The organism is Teichococcus aestuarii, assembly GCF_003116135.1.
In the GTDB taxonomy this organism is placed as follows: Bacteria; Pseudomonadota; Alphaproteobacteria; order Acetobacterales; family Acetobacteraceae; genus Pseudoroseomonas; species Pseudoroseomonas aestuarii.
The window spans coordinates 499,078-521,215 of sequence record NZ_PDOA01000002.1 but is presented as its reverse complement, the minus strand read 5'-3'; the positions used below and the strand labels follow the sequence as shown (position 1 = coordinate 521,215).

At 73.6% G+C, this 22,138-nt stretch carries 21 protein-coding genes; 11 read left to right on the top strand and 10 right to left on the bottom strand.

Features of this window, described 5'->3' with window-relative positions:
- The first annotated feature begins 136 nt into the window (after positions 1–136).
- From CR165_RS05350 to CR165_RS05335, 4 genes are all read left to right on the top strand, one after another.
- Positions 137–2,266, top strand: a complete 2,130-nt coding sequence (locus CR165_RS05350) for an Ig-like domain-containing protein (protein WP_109515900.1) — start codon at positions 137–139, stop codon at positions 2,264–2,266.
- Between the two features lie 94 nt (positions 2,267–2,360).
- Positions 2,361–3,227: a HesA/MoeB/ThiF family protein gene (locus tag CR165_RS05345; RefSeq protein ID WP_109515899.1), complete on the top strand. Its 867-nt coding sequence runs from the start codon at positions 2,361–2,363 to the stop codon at positions 3,225–3,227.
- Complete coding sequence (locus CR165_RS05340; RefSeq protein ID WP_109515898.1) at positions 3,224–3,598, top strand: DsrE family protein; 375 nt, start codon at positions 3,224–3,226, stop codon at positions 3,596–3,598. Before CR165_RS05345 ends, CR165_RS05340 begins: the two co-directional genes overlap by 4 nt.
- 71 nt (positions 3,599–3,669) lie before the next feature.
- Positions 3,670–4,644, top strand: a complete 975-nt coding sequence (locus CR165_RS05335) for an SH3 domain-containing protein (protein WP_245906133.1) — start codon at positions 3,670–3,672, stop codon at positions 4,642–4,644.
- 79 nt (positions 4,645–4,723) lie between these two features.
- Here CR165_RS05335 and CR165_RS05330 read toward each other — a convergent pair whose 3' ends face one another.
- The 4 genes from CR165_RS05330 to hisF form a co-directional block, all read right to left on the bottom strand.
- Positions 4,724–5,581: a SirB1 family protein gene (locus tag CR165_RS05330; protein ID WP_109515897.1), complete on the bottom strand. Its 858-nt coding sequence runs from the start codon at positions 5,579–5,581 to the stop codon at positions 4,724–4,726.
- Positions 5,582–5,634: 53 nt separating this feature from the next.
- The gene (locus CR165_RS05325) at positions 5,635–6,015 is read right to left on the bottom strand and encodes a histidine triad nucleotide-binding protein (RefSeq protein WP_109515896.1); all 381 of its coding nucleotides are present in this window, start codon (positions 6,013–6,015) and stop codon (positions 5,635–5,637) included.
- Between the two features lie 77 nt (positions 6,016–6,092).
- The gene (locus tag CR165_RS05320; protein WP_245906131.1) at positions 6,093–6,677 is read right to left on the bottom strand and encodes a phosphoribosyl-ATP diphosphatase; all 585 of its coding nucleotides are present in this window, start codon (positions 6,675–6,677) and stop codon (positions 6,093–6,095) included.
- Positions 6,678–6,693: 16 nt separating this feature from the next.
- Positions 6,694–7,470, bottom strand: coding sequence for an imidazole glycerol phosphate synthase subunit HisF (gene hisF / locus CR165_RS05315; protein ID WP_109515894.1), 777 nt, complete (start codon positions 7,468–7,470; stop codon positions 6,694–6,696).
- Positions 7,471–7,622: 152 nt separating this feature from the next.
- Between hisF and CR165_RS05310 the strand changes: the two genes are divergently transcribed.
- The gene (locus CR165_RS05310) at positions 7,623–8,009 is read left to right on the top strand and encodes a DUF1622 domain-containing protein (RefSeq protein ID WP_245906128.1); all 387 of its coding nucleotides are present in this window, start codon (positions 7,623–7,625) and stop codon (positions 8,007–8,009) included.
- Here the strand turns inward: CR165_RS05310 and CR165_RS05305 are convergent.
- Positions 7,996–8,895, bottom strand: a complete 900-nt coding sequence (locus tag CR165_RS05305; RefSeq protein ID WP_109515892.1) for a 2-keto-4-pentenoate hydratase — start codon at positions 8,893–8,895, stop codon at positions 7,996–7,998. The genes CR165_RS05310 and CR165_RS05305 overlap by 14 nt on opposite strands.
- A gap of 294 nt (positions 8,896–9,189) precedes the next feature.
- Here CR165_RS05305 and CR165_RS05300 point away from each other — a divergent pair, with 294 nt between their 5' ends.
- The gene (locus CR165_RS05300) at positions 9,190–11,472 is read left to right on the top strand and encodes a M10 family metallopeptidase C-terminal domain-containing protein (protein ID WP_219929687.1); all 2,283 of its coding nucleotides are present in this window, start codon (positions 9,190–9,192) and stop codon (positions 11,470–11,472) included.
- A gap of 72 nt (positions 11,473–11,544) precedes the next feature.
- Here the strand turns inward: CR165_RS05300 and CR165_RS05295 are convergent, their stop codons facing one another.
- Positions 11,545–12,555 (bottom strand): Bug family tripartite tricarboxylate transporter substrate binding protein, encoded by a 1,011-nt coding sequence (locus CR165_RS05295; protein ID WP_109515890.1) that lies wholly within the window; start codon positions 12,553–12,555, stop codon positions 11,545–11,547.
- A 67-nt stretch (positions 12,556–12,622) separates the two neighbouring features.
- Positions 12,623–13,459 (bottom strand): TrmH family RNA methyltransferase, encoded by an 837-nt coding sequence (locus tag CR165_RS05290; protein ID WP_109515972.1) that lies wholly within the window; start codon positions 13,457–13,459, stop codon positions 12,623–12,625.
- Positions 13,460–13,568: 109 nt separating this feature from the next.
- Between CR165_RS05290 and cuyA the strand changes: the two genes are divergently transcribed.
- Complete coding sequence (gene cuyA / locus CR165_RS05285; protein ID WP_109515889.1) at positions 13,569–14,588, top strand: D-cysteate sulfo-lyase; 1,020 nt, start codon at positions 13,569–13,571, stop codon at positions 14,586–14,588.
- Between the two features lie 44 nt (positions 14,589–14,632).
- On the opposite strand, the gene CR165_RS05280 is transcribed toward cuyA, so the two are convergent.
- A complete protein-coding gene (locus CR165_RS05280) occupies positions 14,633–15,652 on the bottom strand; it encodes an Ldh family oxidoreductase (RefSeq protein WP_109515888.1) in 1,020 nt (339 codons plus the stop codon).
- Between the two features lie 171 nt (positions 15,653–15,823).
- Between CR165_RS05280 and CR165_RS05275 the strand changes: the two genes are divergently transcribed.
- The 4 genes from CR165_RS05275 to CR165_RS05260 are packed head-to-tail and all read left to right on the top strand — an operon-like array spanning position 15,824 to position 19,942.
- The gene (locus CR165_RS05275) at positions 15,824–16,693 is read left to right on the top strand and encodes a branched-chain amino acid aminotransferase (protein WP_109515887.1); all 870 of its coding nucleotides are present in this window, start codon (positions 15,824–15,826) and stop codon (positions 16,691–16,693) included.
- Positions 16,693–17,427 carry an RluA family pseudouridine synthase gene (locus tag CR165_RS05270; RefSeq protein ID WP_109515886.1) on the top strand — a complete coding sequence of 245 codons (735 nt, stop codon included), beginning with the start codon at positions 16,693–16,695 and terminating at the stop codon, positions 17,425–17,427. The genes CR165_RS05275 and CR165_RS05270 overlap by 1 nt, the downstream gene beginning before the upstream one ends.
- Positions 17,427–19,190 carry a chloride channel protein gene (locus tag CR165_RS05265; RefSeq protein ID WP_109515885.1) on the top strand — a complete coding sequence of 588 codons (1,764 nt, stop codon included), beginning with the start codon at positions 17,427–17,429 and terminating at the stop codon, positions 19,188–19,190. The genes CR165_RS05270 and CR165_RS05265 overlap by 1 nt, the downstream gene beginning before the upstream one ends.
- 32 nt (positions 19,191–19,222) lie before the next feature.
- Positions 19,223–19,942: a haloacid dehalogenase type II gene (locus CR165_RS05260; protein WP_109515884.1), complete on the top strand. Its 720-nt coding sequence runs from the start codon at positions 19,223–19,225 to the stop codon at positions 19,940–19,942.
- 131 nt (positions 19,943–20,073) lie between these two features.
- Here CR165_RS05260 and CR165_RS05255 read toward each other — a convergent pair whose 3' ends face one another.
- Together CR165_RS05255 and CR165_RS05250 are read right to left on the bottom strand one after the other, a co-directional pair.
- Positions 20,074–21,192, bottom strand: coding sequence for a 2-aminoethylphosphonate--pyruvate transaminase (locus CR165_RS05255; protein WP_109515883.1), 1,119 nt, complete (start codon positions 21,190–21,192; stop codon positions 20,074–20,076).
- A gap of 130 nt (positions 21,193–21,322) precedes the next feature.
- Positions 21,323–21,940, bottom strand: a complete 618-nt coding sequence (locus CR165_RS05250; protein WP_109515882.1) for a DUF1194 domain-containing protein — start codon at positions 21,938–21,940, stop codon at positions 21,323–21,325.
- Positions 21,941–22,138: the final 198 nt, after the last annotated feature.

Genomic DNA, 22,138 nt, shown 5'->3' with positions numbered 1-22,138 from the left:
CCCGCATATCAACAACGGCATCAATAACAGGATCGTTATAAGCATTCATTGCCCGGCAGGTCCTGTCTTGATTGACGCGAATCTCCGGAAGGCAGCTAAATCCCCTTGCCAGTTCAATCCAGCGGGGAAGCAGCAAATGGCAGCGCCAGCCAACAACGATATTATCAACGCCATTGCCATCAACCCGGGTGCCAGCCTGGTCGGCACAACCGTCGAGGCCTCGGCGCAGGAAGGCGAATCCAACTATTTCGGCGGCACCAGCAGCGTCTGGTACAGCTTCACCCCGGCCGAGAACGGCGCGGTCGCCTTCAGCTTCGGCCCCGGATCGGCCGCCGAGAGCCTCATCATCTGGTCCGCGCCCGCGGGCACGGCGCCTTCCATCGCCAGCCTCGGCGGCGTGACGAACAATGGCGGCAGCGCCTCCTCCGTGCAGTTCTTCGCCCGGGCCGACCAGACCTACTACCTGCAGGTGGGCAGCATCCCGGGCACCGAGGGCGAGTTCACCCTCGCCTCCGTGCCGCCCGACCCGGCGATCGACGTCACCCCGCCGGACGCGCCGGTGATCGGCGCCATCACCGACCTTCAAAACAATCCGGTCGCCGACACCGTCACCGTCGACACGCTGGTCTTCACCGGCACGGCCGAGCCCGGCGCCACGGTGACGCTGCGGCAGAATTTCGGCGGGCAGGACACGAATGCCGGCACGGCGGTCGCCGCGAATGACGGCACCTGGCGGATCGAGGTTCCCGGCCTGGTCGCCGGCGACTACCTGTTCGGCGCCGTGGCGGCGGATGCGGCCGGCAACGCCTCGCTGACCGCCTCGCAGATCTTCGACTTCACCGTCACCCCGACCGATCAGACCGACACCACCCCGCCGGATGCGCCCGTCATCGTCGCCATCGCCAACAGCGAGGGCGCCGTCGCGGACGGTGTCTCCGCCCTGCCCGTGCTGACGCTCTCCGGCACCGCCGAGGCGCTCAGCACCATCACCGTGTTCAACGGCAACGAGACGGTGGGCACGCCGGTCGCCGCCGACGCCGAGGGCAACTGGACCTTCACCACCCCCTCCCTGCCCGAAGCCAGCTACAGCTTCACCGCCACCGCCACCGACGCGGCGGGCAACATCTCCACCACCAGCCCGACCCCCGCGGTGGTCGAGATCGACCTGCCCGCCGGCGGCACCCTGGAGGCTCCGGCGGCCCTGGCGCTGGACCCGGGCAGCGACAGCGGCACCGTCGGCAACGGCATGACCACCGACGCGACGCCGACCATCACCGGCACCGCCGCCGACGGGCTGACCGTCACCCTCTACAATGGCGAGACCGTGCTGGGCTCGGCCGTGGCCGAGGGCGGCACCTGGGCAATCACGCCCGAGCAGGCGCTGGCCGCCGGCACCTACCAGCTCACCGCCATCGCCAGCGACATGGGGGGCAACATCTCCGAGCTGTCCGACCCGCTGGCGCTGACCATCAATGCCTTCCGTGACCCCGCGGGCTTCCCGTCCAGCGCCCCGGCCTTCGACGCCCAGTACTACCTGGCGATGAATCCGGACGTGGCCGCGGCCGGCGCCGACCCGCTGGCCCACTACATGGAATTCGGCTGGCACGAGGGGCGCGACCCGAACGCCCTGTTCGACGTCGCCTACTACCTGAACCAGAACCAGGACGTCGCCGCGGCGGGGATCGACCCGCTGGCCCACTACACGGATTTCGGCTGGCGCGAGGGGCGCGAGCCCAGCTACGCCTTCAGCGGCGACCTCTACCTGCAGAACAACACCGACGTGGCCGAGGCCGGCCTCAACCCGCTGGTGCACTACCTCTACTTCGGCATGGCCGAGGAGCGGGCCGCCTTCCAGTCCACCCCGGAGGTGACCGGCCCGCAGAACCCGCTGGTCGACGCCCAGTTCTACTTCGAGAACAACCCCGACGTCGCCGCCTCGGGCATCGACCCGTCGCGCCACTTCGCCGAGTTCGGCTGGGAGGAAGGCCGCGACCCGAACGCCTTCTTCGACGTGGACTACTACCTCGCCACCTACAGCGACGTGGCCGAGGCTGGCCTCGACCCGCTCCAGCACTACCTGGAGTTCGGCGCGCGGGAGCAGCGCGACCCGAGCGCGGCCTTCTCGACCAGCGGCTACCTGGCCGCGAACGCCGACGTGGCGGCCGACGGGATCAACCCGCTGCAGCACTACCTGCAGTTCGGCATCGCCGAGGGCCGCCTGCCCGTGCCCGTGACGGTGCTCGAGCCGGTGCCCGACCTGGTGTGAGGAAAGCCCGGCCCGGCGGACACCGCCGGGCCGGATGCCAAGGCCGGCCCGGGCGGGCCGGAGCCCATTGCGCCGGCCCGCCCGCCCCGCCCATATGGGGCACATGGATCTCGACTTCTCCGATTCCGAGCTGCACCGCTACTCGCGCCACATCCTGCTGCAGGAAGTGGGCGCGGTGGGGCAGGCGCGGCTGCGCGCCGCGCGGGTGCTGGTGGTGGGCGCGGGCGGCCTCGGCTCGCCGCTGGCGCTCTACCTGGCGGCCGCCGGGATCGGCACGATCGGCCTGGTCGACGACGACCGGCTGGAGCTGTCCAACCTGCAGCGGCAGGTGGCGCACGACACGCCGCGCATCGGCCGCAACAAGGCCGAGAGCGCGGCCGAGACCATCCGCCGCCTGAACCCCGGGGTGGCGGTGGAGGTGCATGCGCTGCGGCTGGACGCCGAATCGGCGCGGGCGCTGATCCCGCGCTACGACATCGTCTGCGACGGCACCGACAATTTCGCCACGCGCTTCCTGCTGGGCGATGCCTGCCACCTGCTGGGCCGCACCCTGGTCTCGGCCGCGGTGCTGCGCTTCGAGGGGCAGCTCACCGTCTACAAGTCGCATCTCGGCGGCGAGCATCCCTGCCAGCGCTGCCTGCACCCGGAGCCGCCGCCGCCCGGGCTGGTGCCCAGCTGCTCGGAGGCAGGCGTGCTCGGCGCCGTCACCGGGGTGATGGGCACGCTGCAATCGACCGAGGTGCTAAAGGAGATCCTCGGCATCGGCGAGGGGCTGGCCGGCCGCCTGCTGCTGTGGGACGCGCTGGACATGCGCTTCCGCACCGTGCGGCTGCGGCGGGACCCGGCCTGCCCGCTCTGCGGCCCGGCGCCGGCCATCCGCGACCTCTCCTGCCACGCCGCCGCCCCGGCGCCCGTCTGCGCGCCCGCCAGCGCGCCCGCCAGCGCCACGAGCGGCGCATGAGCCTGCCGCTCGGCATCCTGCTCCGCTCCGGCGGGCACGAGGCGGCGCATTACGCGCTGGTGCTGGCCACCGGCGCCGCCGCCATCGGCCGGCCGGCCGTGCTGTTCGCCACCAATGGCGGCTGCCACCTGCTGCGCCGCGATACGCCACTGCCGCACGACCCGCGCGAGACGCTGCTGGCCGGGCGCGGCGTCGCCGGCGTCGCGCCGCTGCTGGCGGCCGCGGTGGAGCTGGGGGTGCGGCGCATCGCCTGCGAGGCCGGCCTGCGCGCCGAGGGGCTGGACGCCACGGCCCTGGCCGAGGGGGTGGAGGTGGCGGGGGTCGTGACCTTCCTGGCGGCGGTCGGCCAGGGGCAGATGCTGGCGCTGTGAGGGCTGGAAAGAATGCTGCGATGCAGGGCGGGCGCTTGACCATGGCGGCGCATTGCGTGCGTGATCGGGGCATGGCTCGGCTTCGTCTTGCATCCCCCTTCCTGTTCCTGGCCCTGGCGGCATCGCCGGCGGCTGCCCAGTCCAGCCTCGGCGCGCCGCAGCAGGCGGTGCCGCAGCCCGTGCCGCGCGGCGCGGCGCCCGCCCCGACACCGGCGCCGGCACCCGCGCCGGCCCCCGCGCCCGGGCAGGTGCTGCGGCTGCCGCCCGGCGCGGCGCAGCGGGCCCAGCCCCAGCGCGCGCCGGCCGCGGAAAGCCGCGCCACCCCGCCGGCCTCCGGCCGCATGGCGGCCCCGCCGGCGCAGCGCCTCACCGCGCCGCCGGGCGCCGTCCGCGTGGCGCCGCCTTCCGCGTCCACCCCGCCCGCCGCGGCCGGGAGCACGCCCCCCACCCAGAGCGCGCCGCAGACACCGGTGAAGCGGCCCCGCGCCGGCACCGCGGCCGCCGGTGCCGCCGCAGGGGCCGCAGCCGGTGCCGCCGCAGCCGCCGCCGGACAGGCCGCGCCGCCCCCCGCCAGCCCGGCTCCCACCCCCACCGAGCTGCAGCAGCCCAGCGTGGGCAGCGTCACCGGCCTGCCGATCCCGCGCTTCGTCTCGCTGCGCAGCGACGAGGTGAACCTGCGCATCGGCCCCGACACGCGCTACCCGATCGAATGGACCTACCAGCGGCGCGACCTGCCGGTGGAGATCCTGCGCGAATACAACCAGTGGCGCCGCATCCGCGACATGGAGGGCACGGAAGGCTGGGTGCACCAGTCCACCCTGGCCGGCCGCCGCACTTTCCTGGCGCGCGGCGAGGGCCCGCACGAGATGCATGGCAGCGAGTCGGAGGCCAGCCCGGTGGTGGCGCGGCTGATGCCGGGCGTGGTGGGCCGGCTGCGCAGCTGCCGCGCCGACGGCGCCTGGTGCGAGGTGCAGGTGGGCAGCCACCGCGGCTACCTGAAGCGCAGCCAGATCTGGGGCATCGCCCCGGGCGAGGACGTCAACTGAGGCGGCAGGGGCGCGGGCCGGACAGGCGCCGCCCCACCCGATGCAGACGGCCCGGTGCAGGCGGCCCGGCGCAGGCGCCTCAGTGCAGGCGTTGGCGCAGCTCCACCGCCAGCAGGCGCGCCCGCTGCGCCGCCTCGCTGCCGGGCGGCACCAGCGCCAGGAAGCGGTCCAGGCATTGCAGCGCGGCGCCGATCTCGTCCAGCCGCTGATGCATCAGCGCCGCCTCGCGCCACAGCATGGCGGCGGCGGGGGCGACGCGCAGCATGTCCTGCACGCAGCGCATGGCGGACGGAATGTCGCCGGCCTGCAGGCGGCGGAGCTTGAGGTTGTTCTGCAGCCGCAGCAGCACGTCCCGCTTGCCGACCGGCGCCAGCAGGTCCGGCCGCAGCTCCGCCTGCGGCCCCTGCATGCGCTTCAGCAGGCCGCGCAGCTCGGGCGCCTGCAGCGGCGCGCCGCCGTTGAACGGGTCCAGCACCCCCTGCCCCGGCGTGCCTTCCAGCCCGATCAGGAAATGGCCGGGGAAATCCAGCCCGTGCGCGCCCCAGCCGGCGGCCTCGGCGGCATGCAGCCAGAGGATGCCGAGGGCCACGGGCAGGCCCCGCCGGCGCTCGATCACATGGATCAGGTTGGCGTTGGCGGGGGCGTCGTAGCCCTCCTGGTCCCCCGCATAGCCGAAGCGGCCATGCAGCACCTCGGCCAGCACGGCCAGGCGGCGGCCAGCGTCCCCGCGGTCGGCGTCCGGCGTGGCGATGGCGGCCTCGACCATGGCGCGGGCCAGGTCGGAGAGATGCCGCTCGGCAGCCCGCCAATCCGCCTCAGGGGCGTCGATGCGGGCGAATTGCAGGGCGACGGCGCCGAGATCCAGCTCGGCATCCGGCAGTTTTCCAGCGGCGTCCAGCGCGGCGCGCGCTTCCGCCTCAGCGGTGAGATCGGCCATTCCTTGAGGGATGGCTATGGGGGGCGGCCCGGTCAAGGGGCCGCCCTTTCTGTTCAGCCGCGCACCAGCATGGCGCCGAGCGGCTTGCCGCCCAGGATGTGCACATGGAAGTGCGGCACTTCCTGGCCGGCATCCTCGCCCATGTTGGTCAGCACGCGGTAGCCCTGGCCCTCCAGCCCGAGCTGCCGCGCCACGAGCCCGACGGCGCGCCAGAAGCCCGCCATCTCCTCCGGGCTGGCGGCGGCGGAGAAATCCGCCACCGAGACGTAGCGCCCCTTCGGGATCACCAGCACATGCACCGGCGCCTGCGGCGCGATGTCGTGGAAGGCCAGGGCATGCTCGTCCTCATGCACCTTGTTGGCCGGGATCTCGCCGCGCAGGATGCGGGCGAAGATGTTGCCCCCGTCATAGGGCGGCATTCCGGACACGGGCATGGCGTCTTCCTCTCTCCTGTGGGTTCGGTTCGTGGGCGAAGGAGGCCTCAGGGAAACTGGCCTCAAGGAAATTGGCGTCAGGGCAGCTTGGTGGTCTCGGCGGCGCGGACGATGCCCTTCGGGCGGGCGGCCTTCTCGGCGATGCCGGAGATGCCCTCGCGCCGCACCAGCTCGCCCCAGACCTCCTCGGGGCGGATGCCGGCATCCACCCAGACGACGATCAGGTGGTAGAGCAGGTCCGCGCTCTCCAGGATGGTGGCCTCGCGGTTGCCCTGCGTCGCCTCGATGACGCATTCCACCGCCTCCTCGCCCAGCTTCTGCGCCACCTTGGCGGTGCCGCGCGCCATCAGCCGGGCGGAGTGGGACAGGGTGGTGTCGCCCGAGAGGCGGCGTGCCTCCACCGTCTCCCACAGCCGGCGCAGCACTTCGATGTCGCCCGTCACCGGCACGGAGAGCGGCTCGAGGTGGCGCGCCTCGGCCTTCAGCGCCGCCTTGCGCGGCTTGGCCACGGCCGGGATGGTGGGCGGCAGCGGCAGCGCCGCCTTGCCCTTCTTGGCCGCCGGCTTCTGCACCGCCACCTTCTTCGCCACCGCCTTCTCCGCCACCGCCTTCTTCAGCGCGGCCTTCGGCGCGACCTTGGCCTTCACGGCCTTCTTCTTCATGTCCTTGGCCATCGGTTCAGGCGACCTTGCTGGCGGGAAGCGGGCGCACCGGCAGGCCGGCGGCGGCGAGCGCCGCCTTGGCCTCGCCGATGCGCATCTCCCCATAGTGGAACACACTGGCGGCGAGCAGCCCGGTGGCCCCGGCCTGCGCGCCCTCGACGAAATGCCGCACCGTGCCGACCCCCCCCGAGGCGACGAGCGGCAGCCGCACCCGCCCCCGCAGCGCCCGCAGCAGCTCGAGATCGAAGCCGGACTTGGTGCCGTCCCGGTCCATGGAGGTGACGAGCAGCTCGCCCGCGCCGAGCGAGGCCACCTGTTCCGCCCAGCCCAGCGCGTCGATGCCGGTGCCGCGGCGGCCGCCATGGGTGAACACCTCCCACCGCCCCTCGCCCACCTTCCGGGCATCGATGGCGACGACGATGGCCTGGCTGCCGAAGGCCTCCGCCGCGCGCCGCACCAGCTCGGGGTCGGTCACGGCGGCGCTGTTGATGCTGGCCTTGTCGGCGCCGGCGAGCAGCAGGCGGCGCACATCCTCGACCGAGCGCACGCCGCCGCCGACGGTGAGCGGGATGAACACCTCCGCCGCGGTGCGCGAGACCACGTCGTACATGGTGTCGCGGTTCTCGTGCGTGGCGCCGATGTCGAGGAAGGTGATCTCGTCCGCGCCCTCGGCGTCATAGGCGCGGGCCTGCTCCACCGGGTCCCCGGCATCGCGCAGCGCGACGAAGTTGACGCCCTTCACGACGCGGCCGTCCTTCACGTCCAGACAGGGAATGACACGGAGCGCGAGCATGGCGGGGCGGAACCTCCGGGCGGGGATGCGGAGATAGGGCGATGCGCCGGCCGGGCGCCAGGGTCAAGGGCCAGGGCCAAGAGAGTGTCCATGGAAATGCACCTCCCTGTTGAACCCGGGCGGCCGGCACGCGTTGCGCCGGCATGGAAGAGATGGTGCTGCGCGGTGTGGGGTGGGTGGTGCTGGCGGTGGAGGTGGCGGCGGCGCTGATCATCGCCGGCGCCGTGGCCGAGGCGGCGTGGCGCGTGCTGGCGCTGCTGCGGCTGCGCTCCGGCCAGGGGCGCGACGCCGCCAAGCAGGCGGCGCGGCTGCACCTGGCGCGCTGGCTGATGGTGGCGCTGGAATTCACCCTGGCCGCCGACATCCTGCGCACCGTGGTGGCGCCGAGCTGGGACGATATCGGCCAGCTCGCCGCCATCGCCACGTTGCGCACCGTGCTGAACCTGTTCCTGGAGCGCGAGATCGACCAGGCTGCAAAAAAAGAAGGGGCCTCCGGGGAGGCGGCCGCCCGCGGGCCGGGCGGCGCTACTCCAGCGTGACGCGCACCGAGACCGGCTCGGCCGCGAGGCCGGTGTAGGTGGTGGTGTAGGTGCGCCCCTTCTCCGCCGGCATGGCGGGGGAGAAGCCGCCGAGCGAGATCAGGTCTCCCGCCTTCAGCGCCATGCCGCGCGCCTTCAGGTCCTGCACCAGCCAGGGGATGACGTTCAGCGGGTGGCCGAGCAGCGCCGTGCCCGGCGCGCTGGCCAGCTCCTTCTGGTCGTGGGCGAAGCGCACGGTCATGCTGCCGAGGCGCGCGGCGAAGGCTTCCGTCGCCTCCGGCACGATCGGCTCCCCCACCACGCCGAGCCGGGCGCCGACGCCGATCGCCAGCAGGTTCGGCCCGTCCATCTTGCCGAGATCGGCCAGCGCCAGGTCGGGCAGCTCGATGAAGGGGATGACCTGGTCGATCTGGCGGAGGATGGCGACATGGTCCTCCCCCGCCTCGGCGATGGCGGCGTCCTTCACCCGTACGATCAGGTCGGCCTCCACCACCGGCACGGCGGCGAAGTCGGCCGGCAGGGTGTCGCCCGACCTGGCGCGCACCGTGGCGGCGTAGATCGGGCCGGCCAGCGGGTGGGAGACGCCGAAGCGCTTCTGCGCCGCCGCGTTGGTCAGCCCCACCTTCCAGCCCACCGGCTCGCCCAGGTGCTCGCGCATGGCGGGCACCAGGCGGGACTGGGCGCAGAGCCCGTCCTCCAGCGTCAGGCTGCGGCCGAAGGGCTGCACGGGAGCCTTGGCCAGAAGCGAGGCGGCCATGGCGCGCATGGCGGCGGCATCCGGGCAGCCGGGGCCGGGCTCGGGCGGCGCGGCGCGCAGCCCGGCGGGCGCCAGCAGCGTGGCGCCGAGGAGCAGCGGAATCGAGGCGGAGGCGGTGCGGCGCGTCATTCGGGCGTTTCCTCGGGCCAGGGTCGGCGGAGGATAAGGGCGCGGCGCGCCGGGCGGCAATCGGCGCGGCCCGGCCCAAGCCCGCGGATGGCGGACGCACCCGATCATCTTTTCTCAAGGGCCGCCCCGATGCCCAAGAACCCGACGCCCGGGAACCCGATGCCCCAGAACCCGATGCGCGGGACGGTGCGCCAGGACGCCGCCCGCGCCGGAAGCCAGGGGCCCGGCCTGCTCCGGCTTTGCCCTTGTCCTTCCCGCCCGTATCCTTCCCGCCGGACCGAAGGACGCAACCTCTTGACCACCATCAGCGTCGGCCCCGCCGGGGACCAGGACACCGACGGCCTCCTCTCCGGGGAGCGGTGGGCCAGCCTCGACCTCACCTACGGCTTTCCCACCGGGGCCGGCCAGTATGGCGGCGGCTATGGCTCGGGCGAGCCGCAGGCGGGCTTCGCGCCGCTCAACGCGGCGCAGCAGGACGCCGTCCAGGCGGCGCTGGCAATGTTCGCCGCCGTCAGCGGACTGCGCTTCACCGCGGCGGGCGGGGCGGCGGCGGGCGGCGCCGATCTGCGCTTCGCCCAGTCCGCGCAGCCCGGCACGGCCTGGGCCTACTACCCGCATGCCTCCCCGGAGGGCGGCGATGCCTGGTTCGGCACGGGCAGCGGCTACTACCTCGCGCCGCGCCCCGGCAACTACGCCTTCCACACCTTCCTGCACGAGACCGGCCATGCGCTGGGCCTGAAGCACGGGCACGAGACGGACGCGTTCGGCCCTCTGCCGGCGGCGCGCGACTCGATGGAATACTCGGTGATGACCTACCGGAGCCATGTCGGCTCCGTCCCCGGCGGCTATACCAACGAGAGCTGGGGCTACGCGCAGTCGCTGATGATGGGCGACATCGCCGCGCTGCAGCACATGTACGGCGCCAACTACGCCACCCGCGCCGGCGACACGACCTATCGCTGGAACCCGCTGAGCGGCGAGCTGTCGGTCGAGGAGGCGGGCCAGGGGAGGGGCCAGGGCGCGCCGGGCGGCAACCGCGTCTTCATGACGGTGTGGGATGGCGGCGGCATCGACACCTACGATTTCTCCGCCTATGGCGGCGGCGTCCGGATCGACCTGCGGCCGGGGGAATGGAGCCTCACCGCCACCGCCCAGCTCGCCTATCTCGGCGACGGGCAGAGGGCGCGCGGCAACGTGGCCAACGCCCTGCTGCACGCGGGCGACACCCGCGCGCTGATCGAGAACGCCACCGGCGGCACGGGCGACGACACGCTGTTCGGCAACGTCGCCGCCAACCTGCTCGACGGCGGCGCGGGCATCGACACGGCGGTGCTCGCCGGGCTGCGCGCCGATTACGTGTTCAGCGGCACCGCCGGGCTGCTCCAGGCGGCCGGCCTCGGGGCCACGGACACGCTGCGCGGCATCGAGTTCGTGCGCTTCCTGGGTTCCGGCGAGACGCTCGGCACCGCCGGCCTGCTGCCGGCCGACGACTACCGCGACGCCATCACCGACGTGACGACGCCGCTGGGCCGACTCACGGCCGGCCTCTCCCGCGCCGGCCTGGTGGAGAGCGCGGGCGATGTGGACGTGTTCAGCGTCAGCCTGCGCGCCGGCCAGGGCTACAGCTTCACGCTGCGCGGCGGCACGCTGGCGCACGCCGAGCTGGAGCTGCGCGACGTGGCCGGCACGCTGCTGGCCAGCGGCGCGGACACGCCCCTCGCCTTCACCGCGGCGCGCGACGGCACCTACTACCTGCACGCCCGCGCCACCGATTCCGGCACCGGCAGCTACACGCTGCGCAGCGGCTTCTTCGACACCATCCCCGACAGCCTGGCGGACACCTCCGCGCCGGCGGCCAGCCTGACCGCCGGCCTCTCCCGCGTCGGGCGGGTGGAGAGCGCGGGCGACGTGGACGTGTTCGGCATCACCCTGCGCGCCGGCCAGGGCTACAGCTTCGACCTGCGCGGCGCGCCAAGCGGCGGCGGCACCCTGGCCGATACGCGGCTGGAGCTGCGCGACGCCGCCGGCACCCTGCTCGCCAGCAACGATGACGCCACCACCGCCGACGCGCATATCGACTTCGTCGCCACCCGGGGCGGCACCTACCACCTGCACGCCATGGCCGATGGCGCCGGCACCGGCAGCTACACGCTGCGCAGCGGCTTCTTCGACACCATCCCCGACAGCCTGGCGGACAACACCGCGCCGCAGGGCGACATCGCGATGGGGCTTTCCCGCGTCGGGCGGGTGGAGAGCGCGGGGGATACGGATGTCTTCGCGGTGAAGCTCGCCGCCGGGCGCAGCTACAGCTTCGACCTGCGCGGCGCCGCCACCTATCACGGCACCCTGGCCGATCCGCTGCTGGAACTGCGCGACGCCAGCGGCACGCTGCTGCGCATGCATGATGACGGCGCCAACGACAACGCGCATCTCGACTTCACGGCCACGGCCAGCGGCATCCACTACCTGGTGGCGCGGGCGGATGGCTACGGCACCGGCAGCTACCTGCTGAGCGCCGCGCGCCAGGCGACGGCGGCAGCCTCGACACCCCTGGAGAGCGACCCTCTCTGGGCCTGACCCCGGCGGGGGAGCCAGGGGAACGTGGTTCCCCCGGCGGTCGCCCGGGGGCCGCGCCCCCGGGCTGGCGCCTCAGTCGAGGCTGGCGCCCGATTCCTCGACGAGGCCCTTCCACACCGCTTCCTGCGCCTTGATGTAGGCGCCGTACTCGGCCGGGCTCTTGTCGACGATGGTGGTGAAGCCGTTCGGCTCCATCTTGGAGCGGAACTCGGCGGTGTCCACCACGCCGACGATCGCCTTGTGCAGCGCCGCGATGCGGTCGGGCGCCACGCCGGCCGGCACGTTGATGCCGTACCAGGACTGCATGTCGATGCCGGAGCCGGGCAGCAGCTCCTTCATCGACGGCACGTTCTTCAGGTCGTCGGAGAAGGTGGTGCGCTCGGCGCTGGCGGCGGCCAGAACGCGCAGCCGCCCCTCGCGCACATGCGCCATGGAGAGCGGGATGACGTCGAACATCATGTCGATGTTGCCGGCCAGCAGGTCCTGCAGGGCCGGCGCGCCGCCGCGGTAGGGCACGTGGGTGATCTCGGCGCCGGTCGCCTTGGCCACCTTGCTGATGGTCAGGTGGCTGATGGTGCCGGTGCCCGAGGAGCCCATGGTCAGCTTGCCCGGGTCCTTCTTGGCCGCCGCGATGACGTCCTGGAAGGTCTTGTAGGGGCTGTTGGCGTTGACCGTCATGTACACCGTGCCGGTGGTGACGCGCGTCACCGGCGCCAGGTCGGCCAGCGGGTCGATCGGCATGGACTTGGCATACAGGAACTTGTTGGCCGCCAGGATGGAGGCGGAGCCGAGCAGCATGGTGTGCCCGTCCTTCTCCGAGCGCGCCACCTCGGCGGCGCCGAGATTGCCGCCGGCACCGCCGCGGTTGTCGACGACGACGGACTGGCCCAGCACGGGCTGCAGCATCTGCGCCATCAGGCGCCCGGTCATGTCGACCGAGCCGCCGGCGGCGAAGGGCACCACGATGCGCATGGTGCGCGAGGGGAAGGCCGACTGGGCCCGCGCCACATGCGGCGCGACAAGAGCCGAGGCGGCGGGGAAGGTGGCGGCGGCGCCCAGCAGGGCACGGCGGCGGATGGTCATGGTCTTGGGAGCCTCCGGATGGTTCCGGGGGCGGTTTCTGGCTTCTTCCTGTCCAGACGACAAGGGTTTAAATGGCGCGAATGTTATCGCCCTCAACCAGGGCGTGCATCAGCACCGCCGCCGCCACCGAAACGTTCAGGCTCTCCACCAGCCCCGAGCCGGGCAGGGTCACCCTGGCGGCGCAGGCGGAGACGGTCTCTTCCGCCAGCCCCTGCTCCTCATTGCCCAGCACCAGGGCGACGGGCCGGCCGCGTGGCAGATCGGCCGGCGCGACTCCGCCGCGCGCCACGGCGGCCACGGTGAGGTATCGCGGTGCGAGCGCGCGCAGCGCCGCCGGCAGGTCCGGCGCGCGGTAGAGGGCGAGCGCCTCCAGCCCCCCCTCGCTGGTGCGCCAGGCGGCGTCCGACAGCCCGGCCTGGCGCGGATCGCCCGAGAGCAGCAGGGCGCGGCAGCCGAAGAAGGCGGCCGAGCGGGCGATGGCGCCGAGGTTGTGCGGGTTGCCCACGCCATCGAGCACCGGCAGCAGCCCCGCCGGCAGCGCCTCGGGGTGCGGCAGCGGCGGCACCGGGCGCGGCGCGGCGATGGCGACGATGCCGCCATGGTGGGTGGTGCCGGCGATCTTCGCCAGTTCCTCCGGCGGCACCTCGCGATAAGGCTTCCGGGCGCGGGCGAGGCGGGCGCAGAGGGGGCCGGCCTCGGCCCTGCGGGAAGGGGCGTAGAACAGCCGCAGCACCGCGTCGGGCCGGTGCGCGAAGGCCGCCGCCACCGCCACCGGGCCGCAGAGCCGGTCCGGCTCCGGCAGGGCCGGACGCGGCGGGCGGGCGGGCGCCGCCGGCGGCAGGGGCGCGGCGGGGCGGGGCTGCGGGGGCCGGGCGGGGAAGGAGGGGGGGCGGGGGGGCTTCATGGCCGGGCCGGGCATAGCACCGGCGGCGCCGGTTTGGCAGGGCGCGGCAGAGCGGCCTAGGCTGCGCGCCAATCAAGCCCGGCCATCCGGCCGACAGAGGAGACCGCCCATGAACCTGGCCCGCTTCCCGCGCATCCGCCTCGGCCACATGCCGACGCCGCTGGAGCCGATGGAGAACCTCACCCGCCACCTGTCCGGCCCCGGGGGCGGCCCGAAGCTCTGGATCAAGCGCGACGACTGCACCGGCCTCTCCACCGGCGGCAACAAGACCCGCAAGCTGGAATTCCTGATGGCCGAGGCGCGCGCCCAGGGCGCCGACACGGTCATCACCCAGGGCGCCACCCAGTCCAACCACGCGCGGCAGACGGCGGCGGCGGCGGCCAAGCTCGGCTTCGCCTGCCACATCCTGCTCGAGGACCGCACCGGCTACACCGATGCCGCCTACACCCAGTCGGCCAACGTGCTGATGGACAAGCTGCACGGCGCCACCGTCTCCCGCCGCCCCGGCGGCACGGACATGGCGGCCGAGATGGAGGCGCTGGCCGCCGAGCTGCGCGCCCAGGGCCGCAAGCCCTATGTCATCCCCGGCGGCGGCTCCAACCCGGTGGGGGCGCTGGGCTATGTCAACGCCGCGCTGGAGCTGGTGAACCAGGCGGCCGAGATGGGGCTGCGGATCGACCATGTGGTGCACGCCACGGGCAGCGCCGGCACCCAGGCGGGGCTGGTGGCCGGGCTGGTGGCGCTGAACGCCGGCATTCCCGTGCTCGGCATCGGCGTCCGGGCGCCGCGCGAGAAGCAGGAGGCCAACGTGCTGGCGCTGGCCCAGCGCACCGCCGCGCATCTCGGGCTGGAGGGCATCGTCAAGCCCGAGCACGTGGTGGCGAATTGCGACTATGTCGGCCAGGGCTACGGCATCCCCACCGAGGGCATGGTGGCGGCGGTGAAGCTGCTGGCCGAGCAGGAGGGCATCCTGCTCGACCCCGTCTATTCCGGGAAGGGCATGGCCGGGCTGATCGACCTGGTCCGCAAGGGCCATTTCGGCAAGGACGAGAACGTGGTGTTCCTGCACACCGGCGGCGCCGTCGGCCTGTTCGGCTACCCCGACGCCTTCGGCGTGAGCGCCGACTGACAACCGATCGCGGGGGAGGCCGGCACGCCTCCCCCGCCCCTGCCTCAGGCGGCGGCGCGCAGCTCGCCCGCCAGCGCCCGCAGCGCCTCCAGCAGCGCCGCGGGCAGCTCGATCCCCTCCCGCGCGGCGCGCGCCGCCAGGTCGTCGCGCCGCGCCCCCGGCAGGCGCACCCCGTCCTCGGCCAGCATGGCCGAGACCAGCGCCTCCACCCGCTCCAGGAACGCCGCCTGGCCGGCCAGGGCGCCCGGGTCCACCACCAGCAGCGCCTGCCCCAGCCGCGGCCGGTTGCCCTCGGGCGCGAAGAAGCTGTCCGCCTCGAAGCCGAAGGCGGCGCCGGTGAGGGCGACGCAGAGCAGCTCCACCACCATCGCCAGCAGCGCGCCCTTGGGGCCGCCCAGGGGCAGCATGGCGCCGTCCAGGGCGGCGCGGGCATCGGTGGTGGGGCGGCCCGCCGCGTCCAGCGCCCAGCCCTCGGGGATCGGCGCGCCGGCCTGGGCGGCCTGGGCGATGCGCCCGCGCGCCACGGCGGAGAGGGCGAGGTCGATCACCAGCGGCGGCGCGCCGCGGCGCGGGAAGGCGGCGGCCACCGGGTTGGTGCCGAGCAGCGGGCGGCGCCCGCCCGCCACCGGCATGGCCGCCGGGGAGTTGGTGAAGGCCAGCGCCACCAGCCCTTCCGCCGCCAGCGCCCGCACCGGCAGCCCCATGGCGCCGGAATGGTGGCTGTTGGTGATGCCGATGCAGGCCACGCCCTGCGCCCGGGCGCGCGCCGCGCCCTCGGCCACCGCCAGCTCCAGCGCCGGGAAGGCGAGGCCGTCCCGCGCGTCGATCAGCGCCGCGCCGCCGCGCGCCGCGCGCAGCACCGGCTCCGCCGCGCCATCGGCCCGGCCCTGGCGCAGGAAGCCGGCATAGTGCGGCACGCGGGAGAGGCCGTGCCCGCCCTGCCCCGCCGCCTCGGCCGCCACCAGGGCGCGGGCGGTGCTGGCGGCCATGCCCGGGCTGGCCCCCGCGCCACGCAGCGCGGCGGTGGCGAGGGCATGGGCTTCGGCGAGGGTCAGGCGCGGCATCTGAGAACGTTCTCGGCTGTGAGGGCGCGGTTGCAGCATGGCGGCCGCGCCCCGTCCAGCGTCCGTCCGGCGTTTCTCCGGTGTTTGTCCGGCGTTCTGGCGCCCTTCTCCTGGCGTGCCGCCCGTGGCAGTCTTCCCGGCCTCTTCCTGCAAGCAACAAGGACCAGTTCCATGGCGGGCGTCTTTTGGCACGACGGCAAGTGGATGACCGAGGAGCCGAAGGTGCTCGGCCCGATGGACCATGCCTTCTGGCTGGGCTCGGTGGTGTTCGACGGCGCGCGGGCGATTCGCGGCCTGGTGCCGGATCTCGACCTGCACTGCCAGCGCGTCATCCGCAGCGCCGAGGCGATGCTGATGAAGCCGACCATGACGGCGCAGCAGATCGAGGCGCTGTGCCGCGAGGGCGTGGCGATGATGCCGGCCGACGCGGAGCTCTACATCCGCCCGCAATTCTTCATCCGCCGCGGCATCGGCGCCGCGCAGCCGGACCCGGAGAGCACCGAGTTCATACTGGCGATCTATGACGCGCCGATGCCGGATGCGAGCCGCGGCTTCTCCGCCTGCATGGCGCCCTTCCGCCGCGCCGCCGCCGACATGGCGCCGACCGACGCCAAGGCCTCCTGCCTCTACCCGAACTCCTCCCGCGCCGCGAACTACGCGCGCCAGAAGGGCTTCGAGAACGCCGTGGTGTGCGACCACGAGGGCAATGTGGCTGAGTTCGCCACCTCCAACCTGATGATGGTGAAGGATGGCGTGGTGATGACCGCCATCGCCAACGGCACCTACCTCGCCGGCATCACCCGCTCCCGCGTGCTGGGGCTGCTGCGCGAGGCCGGCATCGAGGCGCGCGAGTGCATCATCACGCCGCAGATGCTGCGCGAGGCGGACGAGATCTTCGCCACCGGCAATTTCGGCAAGGTGCAGTACTGCACCAATTTCGAGGGCCGCGCCCTGCCGATCGGCCCCGTCGCGCAGAAGGCGCGCGCGCTGTACTTCGCCTGGGCCGAGAGCACGCAGCGGGTTCCCGCCCACGCCGCCTGATGGGAGATCCAAGAACCTCAGGTTCTTGGCGGGGAGAGTCTGAGAGGGGCGGCGCCCCTCTCAGACTGCTGGCGCAGACCGATGCGGTGCTGGTGATCGACAAGCCCGCCGGCCTGCCCGTCCATGCCGGCCCGCGCGGCGGGCCGAGCCTGGAGGATTTCCTGCCCGCCCTGGCGCTGGGCAAGAAGCGCCCCCCCCAGCCCGCGCACCGCCTGGACACCGACACCGCCGGCTGCCTCGTGCTCGGCCGCACCAAACCGGCTTTGGCCGAGCTGGGCGCCCTCTTCGCCGGGGGCCGCGCGCGGAAAACCTACTGGGCCATCGTGCTGGGCGGCCCGGCGGCGCAATCGGGCCGCATCGACCTGCCGCTGCGCAAGGTGAGCAGCGCCGCCGCCGGCTGGCGGATGGAGCCGCACCCCGAGGGCCAGCCGGCGCTGACCCGCTGGCGGGTGAAGGGCCGGGCCCCAGGTCCAGCAGGCGGCCTCGCCTGGCTGGAGCTGCGCCCCGAGACCGGCCGCACCCATCAGCTTCGCGTGCATTGCGCCGCCCGGGGCTGGCCGATGCTGGGCGACCCCTTCTATGGCACCGCGGCGCCGGGCGGGCTGCACCTGCTGGCCCGCGCCATTGCCCTGCCCCTCATCCCGCCCCTGGAGGCCACCGCCCCCGTGCCCCCCGCCCTGCGCCCCGCCTTCGCCGCCTGCGGCTGGACCCCCGAGATGGACAACGCCGGCTGATGCCGCTGCGCCGCTGGCTGCAATCCCGCCACGCCACCTCCAGCCTGCGCGACGCCGTCCGGCAGAGCGAGATCGGCATCATCGGCCTCGGCGTGCTGGCGGGGCTGTTCAGCGGCGTGCTGGCGGCGCTGCTGGGGCTGGCGGCGCGCGGGCTGCACTGGCTGCTGTTCGGCCCGGAGAGCGCGCACGGCCTCAGCGTGCTGCAGGGCGCCGAGCCTCTCGTATTTCTGCTGGCGCCGGCCACGGGCGGGCTGCTGCTGGGCCTGCTGGGGCTGGGGCTGGCCCGCTGGCGGCCGCGCCAGCCGATCGACCCGATCGAGGCCAATGCCCTGCATGGCGGCCGCATGTCGCTGTGGGACGGGGTGGTGGTGGGGGCGCAGAACCTGCTCTCCAACGGCTTCGGCGCCTCGGTCGGGCTGGAGGCGGCCTACACCCAGGCCGGCGGCGGCGTCGCCTCGCGCCTCGGCCGCGCCTTCGGCCTGCGGCGGGGCGATCTGCGGCTGCTGGTGGGCTGCGGCGCGGCGGGGGCCATCGCCGCCTCCTTCAACGCGCCGCTCACCGGCGCCTTCTATGCCTTCGAGCTGGTGATCGGCAGCTACGCCATCGCGCATCTGGCGCCCGTGCTGGGCGCGGCGGTGGCCGGCACGGCGGCGGGGGCGCTGATCGGCGGCGGCACGCCGGTGCTCTCCGCCGCCGGCCTCGGCGCGCCGGACTGGGGCGATGGCGGCCTCGCGCTGGCCATCGGCCTGCTCTGCGGGCTGGCGGCCATCGCGCTGATGCGCGGCGTCACGCTGGTGGAAGGCGGGCTGCGCCGCGCCGTGCCCTGGGCCTGGCTGCGGCCGGCCATCGGCGGGCTGGCGGTGGGGGGGCTGGCGCAGGTCACACCGGGGGTGCTCTCGGCCGGGCATGGCGCGCTGCACCTCACCTTCGTGGTGGAGGGCTCGGCCCTGCCGCTGCTCGTGCTGCTGCTGCTGAAGGCGCTGGCCTCGGCCATCTCCATCGGCGCCGGCTTCCGCGGCGGGCTGTTCTTCGCCTCGCTGCTGCTGGGGGCGCTGGTGGGCAAGCTGGCGGTGGTGCCCGCCGCCTGGCTCGGCATCACCATCGACCCGCTGCTGGCCGCCATCATCGGCATGAGCGCCTTCGGCGCCGCCGTCATCGGCGCGCCGCTCGCCATGACCTTCATCGCGCTGGAGACGACGCAGAGCTTCGCCGTGGCGGGGGTGGTGGTGGTGGCCGTCATCGTCTCGGCCACCACGGTGCGGCGGCTGTTCGGCTACTCCTTCGCCACCTGGCGCTTCCATCTGCGCGGCGAGGCGATCCGCAGCGCGCATGACATCGGCTGGCTGCGCGACCTGACGGTGGGCAAGCTGATGCGGCGCGAGGTGCGCACGGTGCGGGACGACACCCGCATCTCCTCCTTCCGCCGCGAATTCCCGCTCGGCTCGGTGACGCATGTCGTCGCCCTCGACAGCGCGGAGCGCTACGCCGGGCTGATCCTGGTGGCCGAGGCGCACGCGCCGGAGCTGGCCGAGAGCGACACCGTGGCCGGCCTCGTGCACCTGAAGGACCAGGTGCTGCTGCCGGCGCTGAACGCCAAGCAGGCCATGGCGCTGTTCGACGCCACCGATGCCGAGGCGCTGGCGGTGGTGGAGCAGAAGGACACCTCCCGCGTGCTGGGGCTGCTGAAGGCCTCCTACCTGCTCCGCCGCTACAGCGAGGAGCTGGGCAAGCGCCGGCAGGACGAGCTCGGCATGCCGGCCTAGCCGGCGGCCGCCAACGACAAGGGAGAGAGACGATGCTGCAGGATGTGCGCGCCCTGGTGTTCGACGTGTTCGGCACGGTGGTGGACTGGCGCCAGGGCGTGGCGCGGGAGGCCGCGCCCTTCCTCGCGCGCCACGGCGCGGCGGGGGCCGACCCGGCGGCCTTCGCCGATGCCTGGCGCCGCCGCTACTCTCCCGCCATGGAGGAGGTGCGCAGCGGCCGGCGCCCCTTCACCCGGCTCGACGTGCTGCACCGCGAGAACCTGGAGCAGGTGCTGCCGGAATTCGGCATCGACCCGGCCCGCGTGCCGGAAGCGGAGCTGGCCGAACTCAACCTCGCCTGGCACCGGCTGGACCCCTGGCCGGATTCGGTGGCGGGCCTCACCCGGCTGAAGGCGGGCTACATCATCGCGCCCCTCTCCAACGGCAACATCGCGCTGATGCTGGACATGGCCAAGCGCGCCGGCCTGCCCTGGGACGCCATCCTCGGCGCCGAGGTGGCGCAGGCCTACAAGCCCTCGCCCGAGGCCTATCTCCGCACCGCCGAGGTGCTGGGGCTGCGGCCGGCGCAGATCGCGCTCGTCGCCGCGCACAATGGGGATCTCGCCGCCGCCCGGCGCTGCGGGCTGCGCACCGCCTTCATCCCGCGCCCCACCGAGCACGGGCCGGGGCAGACGACCGACCTGCGCCCGGAGCAGGATTGGGAGGTGGTGGCGGAAAGCCTGGAGGATCTGGCGGGGAAGCTGGGATTGTAAAAGCCATCTTCTTTTTCTGAAGAAAAAGAAGCAAAAAGACTTTTCGAGTCTGGCGTTGCGCTCTCACTCAAAGCGCAACACCAACTCGAAAAAGTTTTTTGGCTCTTTTTACAAAAAAGAACCCTTCCCTTCTAAGCAGCGTCGCGCCGCCGCACGCCCATCTCCTCCAGCGCCCCGCGCAGCGCGTTGAGCGCGAAGCGCATCTCGTCCGGCCCGACATGGCCGATGCAGCCGATGCGCATGGTCGGCGCCTCGGTGTTGTAGAAGTTGCTGATCAGCACGCCGCGCCGCTTCAGCGCCTCGACGAAGCGCTGCAGGTCGAAGCCCGGCACCTGCGGCTGGTGGAACAGGGCGATGATCGGCCCCTGGTGCTCCCAGTCCAGGTAGGGGCGCAGGCCGAGCTGCTGCGCGCCCTCGTAGAGGATGCGGCAATTCTCGCGGTAGCGGGCGAGGCGCGCGGGCTGGCCGCCTTCCGCCAGGTAGATGTCCAGCGCCACGCCGAAGGCGTGCAGCGCCTGCACCGGCGGCGTGAAGCGGAAGCTGCCCCAGCCGGCGCGCTGCGCCGTGTCGTACACATCGGCGAGGTCGAAGGACCAGGACTGGGCGTTGCCGCGCGCCGCCTCCACCCGCTCCACCGGGGAGATGGCGAAGCCGATGCCCGGCAGCCCCTCGATGCACTTGTTGGAGGTGAAGACGACGGCATCCACCTCCGGCTGCTCGCTGAGGCTGAAGGGCAGCGCGCCGAAGGCCGAGACGGCGTCGACGATCATCCGCCGCCCCGCCGCCCGCACCACCGCGCCGATCGCCGGCACGTCGTTGACGATGCCGCTGCCCGTCTCGGAATAGACCACGCCGACATGGGTGATGGACGGGTCGGCGGCCAGCGCCGCGGCCACCGCCTCCGGCGCCACGCCCTGCGTGTCGGGCGCGGGCAGCGCCACCACGGCGCGCCCGGCCTCCCGCGCCAGCCGCGCCATGCGCTCGGCATAGGCGCCGTTCATCGGGATCAGCAGCTTGCCGGTGCCGGGCGGCACGAAGGTGCGCACCGCCGCCTCGGTGATGAAGTGGCCGGCGCCCTGCAGGGGCAGGCAGACATGCCGCCCGGCCACGCCGCCGGCCAGGTCCCGCACCTTCTCGCGGATGGCGATGTATTCGGGCGCGAAGTCGCGGTCCCAGGGGGCGATGTCCACGGCCATGGCCGCCCGCACTTCGGGGCGGGTCTGCACGGGGCCGGGAATGAGCAACAGCATGTGGACGGTCCTGACGAACTCTTCGGGGAAGGCCATCCGGAAGCCGGCGGGCCCGACCCGCGCCTCTGCACAAACAGCCACCCCCAGGCTGCACCCTGGCCAGCCGAAATGGAAGGGGAAGCGCGCGCTTTCAGGCCACCAGCGTGCCGCCCAGGATCTCCCGCCGCAGCTTGCGGCGGATGGCGTCGGCGAAATCGGCATAGTCGGCGCAGCTCATGGCGAAGGCACCGGGGCCGCCGATCACCTCCGCCTCGTAATGCGCCAGCAGCTCCGGCTCCTCGTTCAGCACGGCCAGCCCGTTGATGGTGACGCCGGCCCCCACCCCGATATCCCGCACCGGGCCGGGCGGGCGGCCCTGGTTGTGGGCGCCGTCGCCCGAGACATCGAGCACCAGCCGCCCGGCCTCCCCCCCGAAGCGCGCCAGCAGCGCCAGCCCCGCCGCCATGCCGGGCCCGAGCGCGGTGGCCCCCGGCCCCGGCAGGCGCGGCGCGTTGCCGATCGCCTCCGCCAGCGCCTCCGCCTCCGCCGCGCCGGCGATGCGCGCCCAGGGCACCGCCACCTCCTGCGCCGAGGACCAGAACAGCAGCGACACCGCCACCGCCCCGCGCGGCCCGGCCGTGCAGGCCTCGGCGATGTCCGGCGCGCGGAAGGCGGCGGCGAGGCCGCCCACCATCAGCCCGAACTCGTCGAAATCCACGCTGGCGGAGACATCCACCGCCAGGCAGAGGGCGAGATCGACAGGCTGCATCGGCGGGGCCTCCTGGAGGGCGGGGGATGGGCCGGGCCAGCATCGCCGGGCCGGGGAAAAGCGCAACCGGCCCGGGCGCGGGCGTTGAAGCCCTCCCCCGCCACCCTCATCTTCGCGAAGATTAACACGGCGTCATGCCGCGGGACGGCCGCATCCGGGCGGCCCCCACCGGCGCAAGGAGCGAGGATGAACGGAAAA

What these genes read in the sequence shown, in the direction of transcription:
- CR165_RS05350 (WP_109515900.1), top strand. Translation starts at nt 137, where the DNA reads ATGGCAGCGCCAGCCAACAACGATATTATCAACGCCATTGCCATCAAC.
- CR165_RS05345 (WP_109515899.1), top strand. Translation starts at nt 2,361, where the DNA reads ATGGGGCACATGGATCTCGACTTCTCCGATTCCGAGCTGCACCGCTAC.
- CR165_RS05340 (WP_109515898.1), top strand. Translation starts at nt 3,224, where the DNA reads ATGAGCCTGCCGCTCGGCATCCTGCTCCGCTCCGGCGGGCACGAGGCG.
- CR165_RS05335 (WP_245906133.1), top strand. Translation starts at nt 3,670, where the DNA reads ATGGCTCGGCTTCGTCTTGCATCCCCCTTCCTGTTCCTGGCCCTGGCG.
- CR165_RS05330 (WP_109515897.1), bottom strand. Translation starts at nt 5,581, where the DNA reads ATGGCCGATCTCACCGCTGAGGCGGAAGCGCGCGCCGCGCTGGACGCC.
- CR165_RS05325 (WP_109515896.1), bottom strand. Translation starts at nt 6,015, where the DNA reads ATGCCCGTGTCCGGAATGCCGCCCTATGACGGGGGCAACATCTTCGCC.
- CR165_RS05320 (WP_245906131.1), bottom strand. Translation starts at nt 6,677, where the DNA reads ATGAAGAAGAAGGCCGTGAAGGCCAAGGTCGCGCCGAAGGCCGCGCTG.
- hisF (WP_109515894.1), bottom strand. Translation starts at nt 7,470, where the DNA reads ATGCTCGCGCTCCGTGTCATTCCCTGTCTGGACGTGAAGGACGGCCGC.
- CR165_RS05310 (WP_245906128.1), top strand. Translation starts at nt 7,623, where the DNA reads ATGGTGCTGCGCGGTGTGGGGTGGGTGGTGCTGGCGGTGGAGGTGGCG.
- CR165_RS05305 (WP_109515892.1), bottom strand. Translation starts at nt 8,895, where the DNA reads ATGACGCGCCGCACCGCCTCCGCCTCGATTCCGCTGCTCCTCGGCGCC.
- CR165_RS05295 (WP_109515890.1), bottom strand. Translation starts at nt 12,555, where the DNA reads ATGACCATCCGCCGCCGTGCCCTGCTGGGCGCCGCCGCCACCTTCCCC.
- CR165_RS05290 (WP_109515972.1), bottom strand. Translation starts at nt 13,459, where the DNA reads ATGAAGCCCCCCCGCCCCCCCTCCTTCCCCGCCCGGCCCCCGCAGCCC.
- cuyA (WP_109515889.1), top strand. Translation starts at nt 13,569, where the DNA reads ATGAACCTGGCCCGCTTCCCGCGCATCCGCCTCGGCCACATGCCGACG.
- CR165_RS05280 (WP_109515888.1), bottom strand. Translation starts at nt 15,652, where the DNA reads ATGCCGCGCCTGACCCTCGCCGAAGCCCATGCCCTCGCCACCGCCGCG.
- CR165_RS05275 (WP_109515887.1), top strand. Translation starts at nt 15,824, where the DNA reads ATGGCGGGCGTCTTTTGGCACGACGGCAAGTGGATGACCGAGGAGCCG.
- CR165_RS05270 (WP_109515886.1), top strand. Translation starts at nt 16,693, where the DNA reads ATGGGAGATCCAAGAACCTCAGGTTCTTGGCGGGGAGAGTCTGAGAGG.
- CR165_RS05265 (WP_109515885.1), top strand. Translation starts at nt 17,427, where the DNA reads ATGCCGCTGCGCCGCTGGCTGCAATCCCGCCACGCCACCTCCAGCCTG.
- CR165_RS05260 (WP_109515884.1), top strand. Translation starts at nt 19,223, where the DNA reads ATGCTGCAGGATGTGCGCGCCCTGGTGTTCGACGTGTTCGGCACGGTG.
- CR165_RS05255 (WP_109515883.1), bottom strand. Translation starts at nt 21,192, where the DNA reads ATGCTGTTGCTCATTCCCGGCCCCGTGCAGACCCGCCCCGAAGTGCGG.
- CR165_RS05250 (WP_109515882.1), bottom strand. Translation starts at nt 21,940, where the DNA reads ATGCAGCCTGTCGATCTCGCCCTCTGCCTGGCGGTGGATGTCTCCGCC.